Origin of the sequence: Escherichia sp. 93.0816, from assembly GCF_013368855.2 — a bacterium.
Lineage (GTDB): Bacteria > Pseudomonadota > Gammaproteobacteria > Enterobacterales > Enterobacteriaceae > Escherichia > Escherichia ruysiae.
Map to the genome: position 1 here is coordinate 184,042 of NZ_JABWNC020000007.1, position 14,274 is coordinate 198,315.

Annotated in this window: 18 protein-coding genes; 13 read left to right on the plus strand and 5 right to left on the minus strand. The window is 52.0% G+C overall.

What is annotated here, in order from left to right; translation table 11 throughout:
- Positions 1–54: 54 nt before the first annotated feature.
- Genes HEM79_RS10740 through HEM79_RS10755 form a run of 4 tightly spaced genes read right to left on the minus strand, consistent with a single transcriptional unit; the run spans position 55 to position 4,125 of the window.
- Entirely contained in the window at positions 55–924 is an 870-nt protein-coding gene (locus HEM79_RS10740; RefSeq protein ID WP_001274700.1) for a phosphoribulokinase, read from the minus strand.
- A gap of 53 nt (positions 925–977) precedes the next feature.
- The gene (locus HEM79_RS10745) at positions 978–1,196 is read right to left on the minus strand and encodes a YheU family protein (RefSeq protein WP_000907085.1); all 219 of its coding nucleotides are present in this window, start codon (positions 1,194–1,196) and stop codon (positions 978–980) included.
- A complete protein-coding gene (locus HEM79_RS10750; protein WP_176241407.1) occupies positions 1,190–2,212 on the minus strand; it encodes a hydrolase in 1,023 nt (340 codons plus the stop codon). Before HEM79_RS10750 ends, HEM79_RS10745 begins: the two co-directional genes overlap by 7 nt.
- Complete coding sequence (locus tag HEM79_RS10755; RefSeq protein WP_176241408.1) at positions 2,212–4,125, minus strand: ABC transporter ATP-binding protein; 1,914 nt, start codon at positions 4,123–4,125, stop codon at positions 2,212–2,214. The genes HEM79_RS10750 and HEM79_RS10755 overlap by 1 nt, the downstream gene beginning before the upstream one ends.
- Before the next feature lie 130 nt (positions 4,126–4,255).
- Between HEM79_RS10755 and kefG the strand changes: the two genes are divergently transcribed.
- The 4 genes from kefG (at position 4,256) to slyD (ending at position 7,507) form a co-directional block, all read left to right on the plus strand.
- A complete protein-coding gene (gene kefG, locus HEM79_RS10760) occupies positions 4,256–4,807 on the plus strand; it encodes a glutathione-regulated potassium-efflux system ancillary protein KefG (protein WP_001297514.1) in 552 nt (183 codons plus the stop codon).
- Entirely contained in the window at positions 4,807–6,612 is a 1,806-nt protein-coding gene (kefB, locus tag HEM79_RS10765) for a glutathione-regulated potassium-efflux system protein KefB (protein WP_000399133.1), read from the plus strand. Before kefG ends, kefB begins: the two co-directional genes overlap by 1 nt.
- Positions 6,613–6,621: 9 nt before the next feature.
- Entirely contained in the window at positions 6,622–6,822 is a 201-nt protein-coding gene (locus HEM79_RS10770; protein WP_001007730.1) for a YheV family putative zinc ribbon protein, read from the plus strand.
- A 94-nt stretch (positions 6,823–6,916) separates the two neighbouring features.
- Positions 6,917–7,507: a peptidylprolyl isomerase gene (gene slyD, locus HEM79_RS10775; RefSeq protein WP_000861334.1), complete on the plus strand. Its 591-nt coding sequence runs from the start codon at positions 6,917–6,919 to the stop codon at positions 7,505–7,507.
- Between the two features lie 48 nt (positions 7,508–7,555).
- Here the strand turns inward: slyD and HEM79_RS10780 are convergent, their stop codons facing one another.
- Positions 7,556–7,774 carry a protein SlyX gene (locus HEM79_RS10780; RefSeq protein WP_001153620.1) on the minus strand — a complete coding sequence of 73 codons (219 nt, stop codon included), beginning with the start codon at positions 7,772–7,774 and terminating at the stop codon, positions 7,556–7,558.
- 219 nt (positions 7,775–7,993) lie between these two features.
- Between HEM79_RS10780 and fkpA the strand changes: the two genes are divergently transcribed.
- The 9 genes from fkpA to HEM79_RS10825 form a co-directional block, all read left to right on the plus strand.
- Positions 7,994–8,806: an FKBP-type peptidyl-prolyl cis-trans isomerase gene (gene fkpA / locus HEM79_RS10785; protein WP_000838278.1), complete on the plus strand. Its 813-nt coding sequence runs from the start codon at positions 7,994–7,996 to the stop codon at positions 8,804–8,806.
- A gap of 167 nt (positions 8,807–8,973) precedes the next feature.
- On the plus strand, positions 8,974–9,696 hold the full coding sequence (locus HEM79_RS10790) for a helix-turn-helix transcriptional regulator (RefSeq protein WP_010357572.1): 723 nt from the start codon (positions 8,974–8,976) through the stop codon (positions 9,694–9,696).
- Positions 9,696–10,082 carry a sulfurtransferase complex subunit TusD gene (tusD, locus tag HEM79_RS10795; RefSeq protein WP_001209682.1) on the plus strand — a complete coding sequence of 129 codons (387 nt, stop codon included), beginning with the start codon at positions 9,696–9,698 and terminating at the stop codon, positions 10,080–10,082. The genes HEM79_RS10790 and tusD overlap by 1 nt, the downstream gene beginning before the upstream one ends.
- Complete coding sequence (tusC, locus tag HEM79_RS10800) at positions 10,082–10,441, plus strand: sulfurtransferase complex subunit TusC (protein WP_000820726.1); 360 nt, start codon at positions 10,082–10,084, stop codon at positions 10,439–10,441. Before tusD ends, tusC begins: the two co-directional genes overlap by 1 nt.
- Before the next feature lie 7 nt (positions 10,442–10,448).
- Positions 10,449–10,736 carry a sulfurtransferase complex subunit TusB gene (gene tusB / locus HEM79_RS10805; protein ID WP_021550099.1) on the plus strand — a complete coding sequence of 96 codons (288 nt, stop codon included), beginning with the start codon at positions 10,449–10,451 and terminating at the stop codon, positions 10,734–10,736.
- A 125-nt stretch (positions 10,737–10,861) separates the two neighbouring features.
- The gene (rpsL, locus tag HEM79_RS10810; RefSeq protein WP_000246815.1) at positions 10,862–11,236 is read left to right on the plus strand and encodes a 30S ribosomal protein S12; all 375 of its coding nucleotides are present in this window, start codon (positions 10,862–10,864) and stop codon (positions 11,234–11,236) included.
- A gap of 96 nt (positions 11,237–11,332) precedes the next feature.
- Positions 11,333–11,803 carry a 30S ribosomal protein S7 gene (gene rpsG, locus HEM79_RS10815; protein WP_001138043.1) on the plus strand — a complete coding sequence of 157 codons (471 nt, stop codon included), beginning with the start codon at positions 11,333–11,335 and terminating at the stop codon, positions 11,801–11,803.
- Between the two features lie 96 nt (positions 11,804–11,899).
- Positions 11,900–14,014, plus strand: a complete 2,115-nt coding sequence (fusA, locus tag HEM79_RS10820) for an elongation factor G (protein WP_000124700.1) — start codon at positions 11,900–11,902, stop codon at positions 14,012–14,014.
- A 70-nt stretch (positions 14,015–14,084) separates the two neighbouring features.
- The coding region (locus tag HEM79_RS10825) for a GTP-binding protein (RefSeq protein WP_021498352.1) at positions 14,085–14,274 on the plus strand (190 nt) is incomplete at its 3' end.

Here is a 14,274-nt window from a genome sequence, read left to right on the forward strand (position 1 = left end):
TTTAACTATCCCGTTGTGAAGCCGGAGAGTATTTTATCCGGCTTAATAGCAGAGTTACTCGATTTTCTTCCCTTCCATCAGTCGTTGCACCAGCGGCAGCATAATTAACTCCATTGCCAGACCCATTTTGCCGCCCGGCACCACTAATGTATTGATGTGGGAAATGAACGAGCCTTGCAGCATCGCCAGCAGCCAGGGGAAATCGATTCCCTCCAGATTACGAAAATGGATTACCACAAAGCTTTCATCCAGCGATGGGATGCCTTTTGCAGCGAAGGGGTTTGAGGTGTCAACGGTGGGGACGCGCTGGAAGTTAATATGGGTGCGAGAAAACTGCGGTGTGATGTAGTTGATATAGTCTTCCATTGAGCGAACTACCGAGTCCATCACCGCTTCTCGCGAGTGCCCGCGCTCGCCGGTATCGCGAATGAGTTTTTGAATCCACTCCAGGTTAACGATAGGCACTACACCAACCAGTAAATCCACATGCTGCGCGACGTTATGTTGTGGTGTGACCACGCCGCCGTGCAAACCTTCATAAAACAGCACATCGGTGGGTTCTGGCAGCGCCTGCCACGGGGTAAACGTACCAGGCACCTGATTCCACGGTACGGCTTCGTCGTAGGTATGCAGATATTTGCGAGATTTCCCTTTGCCGCTCTGGCCGTATTCAATGAAGGTTTGTTCCAGCAGGCCGAAGTCGTTAGCTTCGGGGCCGAAGTAGCTGATATGCCGCCCGGCGTCGCGCGCCTTGCGGATCGCCATGTCCATTTCCGGGCGGGTGTAGCGGTGAAAACTGTCGCCTTCTACCTCGGCTGAGCGCAGATTTAACTGCGCGAATATTTTACGAAACGCGAGGCTGGTGGTGGTGGTTCCCGCACCGCTGGACCCTGTTACTGCAATGACCGGATGTTTGGCAGACATAGTAACTCCATGACCTGGTTATCATTATTATCTCGTCCGCCGACGGTTGCAGGTTATTCGCGAAACTGACTGCGCGGCATGATATTGACCGTTTCGTGCAGTTCCGACCATACCAGCACCGCTTCTCCGCACTGTAGCTGGCGTTTGACGTCGGCGACTTTCTGTTCAAGTGTACGCTCATGTTCACCATAATCGGTGCCTTCACGTAACACAAAGCTTTCAATTAAATTTTCCAGCGTTTCGGGGGAGAGGTCTTGCCACGGAATCAACATGATTTCGCCTCCAGATACGTTGTTAACCAGTCAGGAATGCGTGACTCCAGCCACATTTGCGGATGAAGTAATGTACCGCCAATAAAGCCAACATGACCGCCATGTTCAGTCAGTTGATACTCCACCTGCGGGGGGAGACTTTCCGGTTTCGGGATCACCTGATGATCCATAAACGGATCGTCTTTGGCGTGAATAATCAGCGTCGGTTTGGCGATCCGGTTCAGCATCGGCATGGCGCTACACTGACGATAATAGTCGATAGCGTCAGCGTAGCCGTGAATTCTGGCGGTGATTAGATCGTCAAATTCGCGGATTCGACGTACCGATTTCAACTGTGCGAGATTAATCGGCAGCGTTCCGGGGTAGGCCGCCAGTTTGCGCGCAGCATTGGCTTTTAACAGGTTCAGTAAGTAACGCTGATAAACGCGGGAAAAGCCCTTTTCCATATGGTAACTACAGGCTTCCAGCATAAACGGCGCAGAGACAATCACCGCCGCATCAATCGGGAGCTCATTGCCCTCTTTTGCCAGCAAACAGGCCAGCATATTACCGCCGAGCGAATAGCCGACGGCAGCCGTTGGCGCGTGACCAAACTCGCGTTGCAGCCAGCGTAAAAACCAACTGGCGTCTTCCGTTTCGCCAGAGTGATAAATGCGGTGCATCCGGTTTGGTTCACCGCTGCATCCGCGAAAATGCATCACTACGCCCAGCCAACCGCGCTTTTGCGCTGCCTCGATCAGACCATGCGCATAAGGGCTATTGAGGCTGCCTTCGAGACCGTGGAAGACCACCAGACGCGGTTTATGCTGCGCCTGTGCGGGATCTTCACTCCACGCGAGATCGACAAAATCACCGTCGGGCAACTCCAGCCGCTGCCAGTGCGGGGTGAATTTCACCTGACGACGAAACAGACGCGGCAGCATGGTTTGGAGATGACAATTGCTGAAACCGCGCATAGGGGTGAATTCAGCACTGCTGCTGAATTCATTGGCATCGGTCGTCGTTATCTGCGCCATCAGTTGCTTTGGCCTTCCAGCAGCATCTGTTCCAGTTGCTCCTGGGCTTCCAGCCACGCCATTTCGCACTCTTCCAGCCCTGATTTGGCGCTGGCTTGTTGTTGCAGGCAGGCGGTCAGTTCTGCTTTACGGCTCTGGTCGTACAGTTCGCTATCGCCGAGTTTCTCTTCCGCCTGCGCCAGCTGTGCGTTCAACTTCTCCATCTCTTTTTCCAGACGGGCGATTTCTTTACGCAGCGGCTGGGTTTGCGCACGCAGCTCCGCTTCCCGACGCTTCTGATCTTTACGTGCCTGGGCGCTGTTAGCGTTCTCTTTGGGTGTTTCGTCGGTCTGGTTTTCCTGCTTTTGTACGTCGCTTAACCACTGTTGATAATCTTCCAGGTCGCCGTCGAACGGTTCGACTTTACGATCGTGAACCAGATAAAGATCGTCAGTAGTGGAACGCAGTAAATGGCGGTCGTGCGAAACGACAACCAGCGCGCCTTCAAACTCGATCAACGCTTCGGTTAGTGCCTGGCGCATGTCGAGGTCAAGGTGGTTAGTCGGTTCGTCGAGTAGCAGCAGATTCGGACGCTGCCAGACGATTAAAGACAGCACCAGGCGCGCTTTTTCCCCACCGGAGAAGCGGCGCGTTTCTTCCGTCACTTTATCGCCCTGGAAACCAAAGCCGCCGAGGTAGTCACGCAGTTTTTGCTCTAGTTCCTGCGGTGCTAAACGTGCCAGATGTTGAATAGGCGATTCGTCGGCGCGCAGGTATTCCAGTTGATGCTGGGCGAAGTAGCCGAGCTTGATCCCTTTCGCCAGGCCAATTTCACCGCTGACTGGCGCAAGTTCACCGGCTAACAGTTTGATTAATGTCGATTTACCCGCGCCGTTTCGGCCTAGCAGACCTATGCGCGAACCTGGCACCAGGTTAAGTTTTATCGAGTCGAGAATAATGCGATCGCCATAGCCCGCACTGACTTTTTCCATCTTCAACAACGGATTAGGCAGGCTTTCCGGTGCGCGGAAGCTAAAACGGAACGGGTTGTCGACGTGCGCGGGGGCAATCAGCTCCATACGCTCCAGCATCTTAATGCGGCTCTGGGCCTGCTTCGCTTTAGTCGCTTTGGCACGGAAACGGTCGATATAACTTTGCAGATGCGCTACGCGCTCCTGCTGGCTTTCATACATCGCCTGTTGCTGCGCCAGACGGGTAGCGCGCTGCACTTCAAATGAGCTGTAGTTGCCGGTGTACTCGAACATGCTTTGTTGTTCGATATGAATAATTTTATCGACGATCGGATCGAGGAAGTCACGGTCGTGGGAGATCAGGATCAGCGTGCCCTGATAGCTCTTCAGCCATTTTTCCAGCCAGATAACCGCATCAAGATCGAGGTGGTTAGTCGGTTCGTCGAGCAGCAGCAAGTCTGAACGGCAAATCAGCGCCTGAGCGAGGTTAAGACGCATACGCCAGCCACCGGAGAAATCACTCACCGGGCGCTCCAGTTGTTCGTTGCTGAAACCGAGGCCGTGCAGCAGGCTGGCGGCGCGGGAACGAATACTCCACGCGTCGATAGCATCCAGCTTGCCATGAATGGTGGCGATGGCGTGCCCGTCGTTACGTTCGTTGGCGTCATGCAACTGTGCTTCCAGTTGGCGATATTCGCGGTCGCCATCAATGACATATTCCAGCGCAGGTTGCGGTAGCGCCGGTGTTTCCTGATTCACCCACGCCAGTTGCCAGTTACCAGGAAAGGTGTAGCTGCCGCCGTCGGCGCTGATTTCATTTTTCAGCAGTGCCAGCAGGGTAGATTTACCGCAGCCGTTTTTACCCACAAGACCCACTTTCTGGCCGGGGTTGATGGTGGCGGTGGCATTATCCAGCAGGACGCGCACGCCGCGACGAATTTGTAACGAGGAAAAAACAATCATAAGGCGCCGTATGTTCAGACTATGTTAACTTATCATTATGATAATGTAATGTATGGGCGAGCTGCCGCACCGGGCGCAATGGTAGCCCAAAACAGCGACTATACACAAAAACCATACCGGGAGGGGGATGATGTCTCAGCCAGCGAAAGTTTTGCTGCTGTATGCCCATCCGGAATCTCAGGACTCGGTGGCAAACCGGGTACTGCTTAAACCGGCCACGCAGCTCAGCAATGTTACCGTGCACGATCTTTACGCGCACTATCCCGACTTTTTTATTGATATCCCCCGTGAGCAGGCATTACTGCGCGAGCACGAGGTGATTGTCTTTCAGCATCCTCTTTATACCTATAGCTGTCCGGCGCTACTGAAAGAGTGGCTGGACCGGGTATTAAGCCGTGGTTTTGCCAGCGGGCCGGGAGGAAACCAACTGGCGGGAAAGTACTGGCGTAGCGTGATTACCACCGGCGAGCCGGAAAGTGCTTACCGTTATGACGCATTGAATCGCTACCCGATGAGCGATGTTCTGCGTCCCTTTGAACTGGCGGCGGGCATGTGCCGGATGCATTGGTTAAGTCCCATCATTATTTACTGGGCGAGACGGCAAAGCGCGCAGGAGCTGGCGAGTCACGCCAGAGCCTACGGTGACTGGCTGGCAAATCCGCTGTCTCCAGGAGGCCGCTGATGGAAGGTTCCGATTTTTTACTCGCAGGAGTGCTGTTTCTCTTCGCGGCGGTGGCTGCGGTGCCGCTGGCATCGCGGCTGGGTATTGGCGCTGTGTTGGGATATTTGCTGGCAGGGATTGCAATTGGCCCGTGGGGGCTGGGGTTTATTAGCGACGTCGATGAGATCCTCCACTTTTCGGAACTCGGCGTGGTGTTCCTGATGTTTATCATCGGCCTTGAGTTGAATCCTTCCAAGCTTTGGCAACTGCGGCGTTCGATTTTTGGCGTAGGCGCGGCACAGGTGCTGCTAAGCGCGGCGTTACTGGCGGGATTATTGATGCTGACGGATTTCGCCTGGCAGGCGGCGGTGGTCGGTGGCATTGGCCTTGCGATGTCCTCAACCGCAATGGCACTGCAACTGATGCGTGAGAAAGGGATGAATCGCAGCGAATCCGGCCAGTTAGGTTTCTCGGTACTGCTGTTTCAGGATCTGGCGGTGATCCCGGCACTGGCGTTAGTGCCGTTGTTGGCGGGGTCGGCAGACGAACATTTCGACTGGATGAAGATCGGCATGAAGGTGCTGGCATTTGTCGGCATGTTGATTGGTGGGCGCTATTTGCTGCGTCCGGTATTCCGCTTTATTGCGGCTTCTGGCGTGCGGGAAGTGTTCACCGCCGCGACGCTGCTGCTGGTGCTGGGTTCTGCGTTGTTTATGGATGCGCTGGGGCTGTCGATGGCGCTCGGTACGTTTATTGCGGGCGTGTTGCTGGCGGAAAGCGAATATCGCCATGAACTGGAAACGGCCATCGATCCGTTTAAGGGCTTGTTGCTCGGGCTATTTTTTATCTCCGTCGGGATGTCGCTTAACCTCGGGGTGCTTTATACCCATCTGCTGTGGGTAGTGATAAGCGTGGTTGTGCTGGTGGCGGTGAAAATTCTCGTGTTGTATCTGCTGGCGCGATTGTATGGCGTGCGTAGCTCAGAGCGGATGCAGTTTGCTGGCGTGTTGAGTCAGGGCGGCGAGTTTGCCTTTGTCCTCTTTTCTACCGCTTCTTCGCAACGCTTATTCCAGGGCGACCAGATGGCGCTGTTGCTGGTGACGGTGACGCTTTCCATGATGACCACGCCGTTGCTGATGAAGCTGGTGGATAAATGGCTATCCCGCCAGTTTAACGGAACGGAAGAAGAAGATGAAAAACCGTGGGTCAACGATGATAAACCGCAGGTCATTGTCGTGGGCTTTGGGCGTTTTGGTCAGGTGATTGGTCGTTTACTGATGGCGAATAAAATGCGCATTACCGTGCTGGAGCGGGATATCAGCGCCGTTAACCTGATGCGCAAATATGGCTACAAAGTTTATTACGGCGACGCCACACAGGTTGACCTGTTGCGCTCCGCAGGTGCAGAGGCCGCAGAGTCTATCGTCATCACCTGTAACGAGCCTGAAGACACCATGAAGCTGGTGGAAATATGCCAGCAGCACTTCCCGCATTTGCATATTCTTGCGCGAGCGCGCGGACGTGTCGAAGCACATGAGTTATTACAAGCAGGGGTGACACAGTTTTCCCGTGAAACATTCTCCAGTGCGTTAGAGCTGGGGCGCAAGACGTTAGTGTCGCTAGGTATGCATCCACATCAGGCGCAGCGGGCACAACTGCATTTTCGTCGCCTGGATATGCGAATGCTGCGGGAACTCATCCCGATGCACGCTGATACCGTACAAATTTCTCGCGCCAGGGAAGCCCGACGCGAACTGGAAGAGATTTTCCAGCGTGAAATGCAACAAGAACGACGCCAAATGGATGGCTGGGATGAATTTGAGTAGAGGGTGAAGATGGCAATCCGAAAACGTTTTATTGCTGGCGCGAAATGCCCGGCCTGTCAGGCGCAAGACTCAATGGCGATGTGGCGCGAAAATAATATTGATATTGTTGAATGTGTTAAGTGTGGGCATCAGATGCGTGAAGCCGATAAAGAAGCCCGCGATCACGTTCGCAAAGATGAGCAAGTGATTGGGATTTTTCATCCGGACTAGCGATATGCGCCGAGTTTTTTTAAGCTAGTGAGTACACGGCAGCAGAATTCCGATACAATCTGCGCCACTATTCTTCCCATGCTCAGGAGATATCATGAAAGTAGCAAAAGACCTGGTGGTCAGCCTGGCCTATCAGGTACGTACAGAAGACGGTGTGTTGGTTGATGAGTCTCCGGTGAGTGCGCCGCTGGACTACCTGCATGGTCACGGTTCCCTGATCTCTGGCCTGGAAACGGCGCTGGAAGGTCATGAAGTTGGCGACAAATTTGATGTAGCTGTTGGCGCGAACGACGCTTACGGTCAGTACGACGAAAACCTGGTGCAGCGCGTTCCTAAAGACGTATTTATGGGCGTTGATGAACTGCAGGTAGGTATGCGTTTCCTGGCTGAAACCGACCAGGGCCCGGTGCCGGTTGAGATCACTGCGGTTGAAGACGATCACGTCGTGGTTGATGGTAACCACATGCTGGCGGGGCAGAACCTGAAATTCAACGTTGAAGTTGTGGCGATTCGCGAAGCGACCGAAGAAGAACTGGCTCATGGTCACGTTCATGGCGCGCACGATCATCACCACGATCACGACCATGACGGTTGCTGCGGTGGTCATGGCCACGATCACGGTCATGAACACGGTGGCGAAGGCTGCTGTGGTGGTAAAGGTAACGGCGGTTGCGGTTGCCACTAATACCGTAAAGGTATCAAAAAAGCGGGACTTACCCGCTTTTTTTTCGCCTTAATAATGCGGCGGTGGCGTTTCTTCAGCCTGCGATGCGATGTTCGACGGCTGGCTGGCTTTTAACTTCTCGGTCAGCAGACGCAGATGATCGCGCAGTTTTGCCATCTCCATTTCATGAGCGGTCACCGTGACGTTCAGTTCTTCAATGGTGATTTCCTGAAAAGCCAGTCGGCTCTCCAGCTCTGCCAGGCGTGCTTCCATTGATAAATCCTGCATGGTTCACCTCTTTGGTCGAATGATCGCTGCGGATTCTACTTAACTTTGCTGCCAGAGACAGCACTCATTTCGCGACATCGAAACTAATTTAAACAAAAAGAGTCTGAAAATAGATGATAATAGGGCGTGTCTGTATGTAGATTTATCCGACAACGCTTTATAGTACCTTTCTGATAATAGTTAACCCTGGGGTGAGATGCCCCGATCCTGGAGATATGGATGAAATCACTGTTTAAAGTAACGCTGCTGGCGACCACAATGGCCGTTGCCCTGCATACACCAATTACTTTTGCTGCCGAAGCGGCGAAACCTGCTACAACTGCTGACAGCAAAGCAGCGTTCAAAAATGACGATCAGAAATCAGCTTACGCACTGGGTGCTTCGCTGGGTCGTTACATGGAAAATTCACTGCAAGAACAAGAAAAGTTGGGCATTAAGCTGGATAAAGATCAGCTGATCGCTGGTGTCCAGGATGCGTTTGCTGATAAGAGCAAACTTTCCGATCAAGAGATCGAACAGACTCTGCAAGCATTTGAAGCTCGCGTGAAGTCTTCTGCTCAGGCGAAGATGGAAAAAGACGCGGCTGACAACGAAGCTAAAGGTAAAGAGTACCGCGAGAAATTTGCCAAAGAGAAAGGTGTGAAAACCTCTTCGACTGGCCTGGTTTATCAGGTAGTAGAAGCCGGTAAAGGCGAAGCACCGAAAGACAGCGATACTGTTGTAGTGAACTACAAGGGTACGCTGATCGACGGTAAAGAGTTCGATAACTCTTACACCCGTGGTGAACCGCTCTCTTTCCGTCTGGACGGCGTGATCCCTGGCTGGACAGAAGGCCTGAAGAACATCAAGAAAGGTGGCAAGATCAAATTGGTTATTCCACCAGAGCTGGCTTACGGTAAAGCGGGCGTTCCGGGGATCCCACCAAACTCTACTCTGGTATTTGACGTAGAGTTGCTGGATGTGAAACCAGCGCCGAAGGCTGATGCGAAGCCAGAAGCCGATGCTAAAGCCGCAGATTCTGCTAAAAAATAAGCATTAAAAACCGCCGCCTGACCAGGCGGCGGTTTTTTTTATTACAGGCCGGATATAATTAGTGCTGGAAAGCGGAACCTTCGCTGTATTAATTTAGTTACCCGCATCATTAATGAGCCTGCCCTGAAAAGTTAACGACAGGCTCCTGAAAAGGAGTGTTTTTTTTCATGTCCAGGTCGCTTTTAACCAACGAAACCAGTGAGTTGGATTTACTGGATCAACGTCCTTTCGACCAGACCGATTTTGATATTCTGAAATCCTACGAAGCGGTGGTGGACGGGTTAGCGATGCTCATTGGCTCCCACTGTGAAATCGTTTTGCACTCTTTGCAGGATTTAAAATGTTCAGCCATTCGTATTGCCAACGGTGAACATACAGGCCGGAAGATTGGTTCGCCGATTACCGATCTGGCGCTGCGTATGCTGCACGATATGACGGGGGCGGATAGCAGCGTTTCTAAATGCTATTTTACTCGCGCCAAAAGCGGTGTATTAATGAAGTCCCTGACTATCGCCATTCGTAACCGCGAACAGCGTGTAATTGGTCTGCTGTGCATCAATATGAATCTTGATGTTCCCTTCTCGCAGATTATGAGTACCTTTGTGCCGCCAGAAACCCCGGACGTCGGTTCAAGCGTCAACTTTGCGTCTTCTGTTGAAGATCTGGTTACCCAAACGCTGGAGTTCACCATTGAAGAAGTGAATGCCGATCGCAATGTTGCCAATAACGCTAAAAATCGCCAGATCGTGCTGAATCTTTACGAGAAAGGGATCTTCGATATTAAAGACGCGATCAACCAGGTTGCTGACCGTCTGAACATCTCCAAACACACTGTCTATCTCTACATCCGCCAGTTCAAGAGCGGCGATTTCCAGGGGCAAGATAAGTAATGCGTTTTGCCATCGTGGTGACCGGGCCAGCATACGGTACGCAACAGGCGAGTAGTGCCTTTCAGTTTGCGCAGGCGCTGATAGCAGAAGGCCATGAGTTAAACAGCGTCTTTTTCTATCGGGAAGGGGTCTATAACGCTAACCAATTGACCTCTCCGGCAAGTGATGAATTTGACCTTGTGCGCGGCTGGCAACAACTGAATACACAACATGGCGTGGCGCTGAATATTTGCGTGGCGGCAGCATTGCGTCGCGGTATCGTCGATGAAACTGAAGCTGGAAGACTCGGTCTGGCATCTGCAAATCTCCAGCCGGGCTTTACCTTAAGTGGCCTTGGCGCTCTGGCTGAAGCCTCGCTGACCTGTGACAGGGTGGTACAGTTCTGATGAAACGAATTGCGTTTGTTTTTTCTACTGCACCTCATGGTACAGCTGCAGGTCGTGAAGGATTAGATGCTTTATTGGCGACTTCTGCATTAACTGACGAGCTCGCCGTCTTCTTTATTGCCGATGGCGTTTTTCAGCTTCTGCCAGGGCAAAAGCCCGATGTGGTGTTGGCGCGTGATTATATCGCAACCTTTAAACTGCTGGGGCTGTATGACATTGAACAGTGCTGGGTTTGTGCGGCTTCACTGCGTGAACGTGGGTTAGATCCGCAGACACCCTTTGTTGTAGAAGTCACTCCGCTCGAAGCAGAAGCATTGCGTCGGGAACTCGGCAACTATGATGTTATTTTGAGATTTTGAGGCGTACATGCTGCATACATTACATCGCTCACCCTGGCTGACGGATTTTCCTGCGCTGCTGCGTCTGCTCAGCGATGGGGATGAACTGCTGTTATTGCAGGATGGCGTCACTGCCGCAGCTGATGGTAACCGCTACCTTGAAAGTTTGCGTAATGCCCCCATTAAGGTCTATGCCCTGAACGAAGACCTCATCGCTCGTGGTTTGGCTGGTCGAATTTCGAACGATATCACTCCCATTGACTATACTGATTTCGTCAGACTTACGGTTAAGCACACCAGCCAGGTCGCCTGGTAACGGTAGGATCGTTGTATATTTCTTGACACCTTTTCGGCATCGCCCTAAAATTCGGCGTCCTCATATTGTGTGAGGACGTTTTATTACGTGTTTACGAAGCAAAAGCTAAAACCAGGAGCTATTTAATGGCAACAGTTAACCAGCTGGTACGCAAACCACGTGCTCGCAAAGTTGCGAAAAGCAACGTGCCTGCGCTGGAAGCATGCCCGCAAAAACGTGGCGTATGTACTCGTGTATATACTACCACTCCAAAAAAACCGAACTCCGCACTGCGTAAAGTATGCCGTGTTCGTCTGACTAACGGTTTCGAAGTGACTTCCTACATCGGTGGTGAAGGTCACAACCTGCAGGAACACTCCGTGATCCTGATCCGTGGCGGTCGTGTTAAAGACCTCCCGGGTGTTCGTTACCACACCGTACGTGGTGCGCTTGACTGCTCCGGCGTTAAAGACCGTAAGCAGGCTCGTTCCAAGTATGGCGTGAAGCGTCCTAAGGCTTAATGGTTCTCCGTTAAGTAAGGCCAAACGTTTTAACTTAAATGTCAAACTAAACTCGTAGAGTTTTGGACAATCCTGAATTAACAACGGAGTATTTCCATGCCACGTCGTCGCGTCATTGGTCAGCGTAAAATTCTGCCGGATCCGAAGTTCGGATCAGAACTGCTGGCTAAATTTGTAAATATCCTGATGGTAGATGGTAAAAAATCTACTGCCGAATCTATCGTATACAGCGCGCTGGAGACCCTGGCTCAGCGTTCTGGTAAATCTGAACTGGAAGCATTCGAAGTAGCTCTCGAAAACGTGCGCCCGACTGTCGAAGTTAAGTCTCGCCGCGTTGGTGGTTCTACTTATCAGGTACCAGTTGAAGTCCGTCCGGTTCGTCGTAATGCTCTGGCAATGCGTTGGATCGTTGAAGCTGCTCGTAAACGCGGTGATAAATCCATGGCTCTGCGCCTGGCGAACGAACTTTCCGATGCTGCAGAAAACAAAGGTACTGCAGTTAAGAAACGTGAAGACGTTCACCGTATGGCCGAAGCCAACAAGGCGTTCGCACACTACCGTTGGTAATCCCTTCGGAGTTTTAGTCACCAGGCGGGCGCTTCCAGTAAGCAGCCCGCTTTGGGCTACTTAAATTGAACGCCTAAAAGATAAACGAGGAAACAAATGGCTCGTACAACACCCATCGCACGCTACCGTAACATCGGTATCAGTGCGCACATCGACGCCGGTAAAACCACTACTACCGAACGTATTCTGTTCTACACCGGTGTAAACCATAAAATCGGTGAAGTTCATGACGGCGCTGCAACCATGGACTGGATGGAGCAGGAGCAGGAACGTGGTATTACTATCACTTCCGCTGCGACTACTGCATTCTGGTCTGGTATGGCTAAGCAGTATGAGCCGCATCGCATCAACATCATCGACACCCCGGGGCACGTTGACTTCACAATCGAAGTAGAACGTTCCATGCGTGTTCTCGATGGTGCGGTAATGGTTTACTGCGCAGTTGGTGGTGTTCAGCCGCAGTCTGAAACCGTATGGCGTCAGGCAAACAAATATAAAGTTCCGCGCATTGCGTTCGTTAACAAAATGGACCGCATGGGTGCGAACTTCCTGAAAGTTGTTAACCAGATCAAAACCCGTCTGGGCGCGAACCCGGTTCCGCTGCAGCTGGCGATTGGTGCTGAAGAACATTTCACCGGTGTTGTTGACCTGGTGAAAATGAAAGCTATCAACTGGAACGACGCTGACCAGGGCGTAACCTTCGAATACGAAGATATCCCGGCAGACATGGTTGAACTGGCTAACGAATGGCACCAGAACCTGATCGAATCCGCAGCTGAAGCTTCTGAAGAGCTGATGGAGAAATACCTGGGTGGTGAAGAACTGACTGAAGCAGAAATCAAAGGTGCTCTGCGTCAGCGCGTTCTGAACAACGAAATCATCCTGGTAACCTGTGGTTCTGCGTTTAAGAACAAAGGTGTTCAGGCGATGCTGGATGCGGTAATTGATTACCTGCCATCCCCGGTTGACGTACCTGCGATCAACGGTATCCTGGACGACGGTAAAGACACTCCGGCTGAGCGTCACGCAAGTGATGACGAGCCGTTCTCTGCACTGGCGTTCAAAATCGCTACCGACCCGTTTGTTGGTAACCTGACCTTCTTCCGTGTTTACTCCGGTGTGGTTAACTCTGGTGATACCGTACTGAACTCCGTGAAAGCTGCACGTGAGCGTTTCGGTCGTATCGTTCAGATGCACGCTAACAAACGTGAAGAGATCAAAGAAGTTCGCGCGGGCGACATCGCTGCTGCAATCGGTCTGAAAGACGTAACCACTGGTGACACCCTGTGTGACCCGGATGCGCCGATCATTCTGGAACGTATGGAATTCCCTGAGCCGGTAATCTCCATCGCAGTTGAACCGAAAACCAAAGCTGACCAGGAAAAAATGGGTCTGGCTCTGGGTCGTCTGGCTAAAGAAGACCCGTCTTTCCGTGTATGGACTGACGAAGAATCTAACCAGACCATTATCGCGGGTATGGGCGAGCTGCACCTCGACATCATCGTTGACCGTATGAAGCGTGAATTCAACGTTGAAGCGAACGTAGGTAAACCGCAGGTTGCTTACCGTGAAACTATCCGTCAGAAAGTTACCGATGTTGAAGGTAAACACGCGAAACAGTCTGGTGGTCGTGGTCAGTATGGTCATGTTGTTATCGACATGTACCCGCTGGAGCCGGGTTCTAACCCGAAAGGCTACGAGTTCATCAACGACATTAAAGGTGGTGTAATCCCTGGCGAATACATCCCGGCCGTTGATAAAGGTATCCAGGAACAGCTGAAAGCAGGCCCGCTGGCAGGCTACCCGGTAGTAGACATGGGTATTCGTCTGCACTTCGGTTCTTACCATGACGTTGACTCCTCTGAACTGGCGTTTAAACTGGCTGCTTCTATCGCCTTTAAAGAAGGCTTTAAGAAAGCGAAACCAGTTCTGCTTGAGCCGATCATGAAGGTTGAAGTAGAAACTCCGGAAGAGAACACCGGTGACGTTATCGGTGACTTGAGCCGTCGTCGTGGTATGCTCAAAGGTCAGGAATCTGAAGTTACTGGCGTTAAGATCCACGCTGAAGTACCGCTGTCTGAAATGTTCGGATATGCAACTCAGCTGCGTTCTCTGACCAAAGGTCGCGCATCATACACTATGGAATTCCTGAAGTATGATGAAGCGCCGAGTAACGTTGCTCAGGCCGTAATTGAAGCCCGTGGTAAATAAGCCTCAGGGTTAATACCAAAGTCCCGTGCTCTCTCCTGAAGGGGAGAGCACTATAGTAAGGAATATAGCCGTGTCTAAAGAAAAATTTGAACGTACAAAACCGCACGTTAACGTTGGTACTATCGGCCACGTTGACCACGGTAAAACTACTCTGACCGCTGCAATCACCACCGTACTGGCTAAAACCTACGGCGGTGCTGCTCGTGCATTCGACCAGATCGATAACGCGCCGGAAGAAAAAGCTCGTGGTATCACCATCA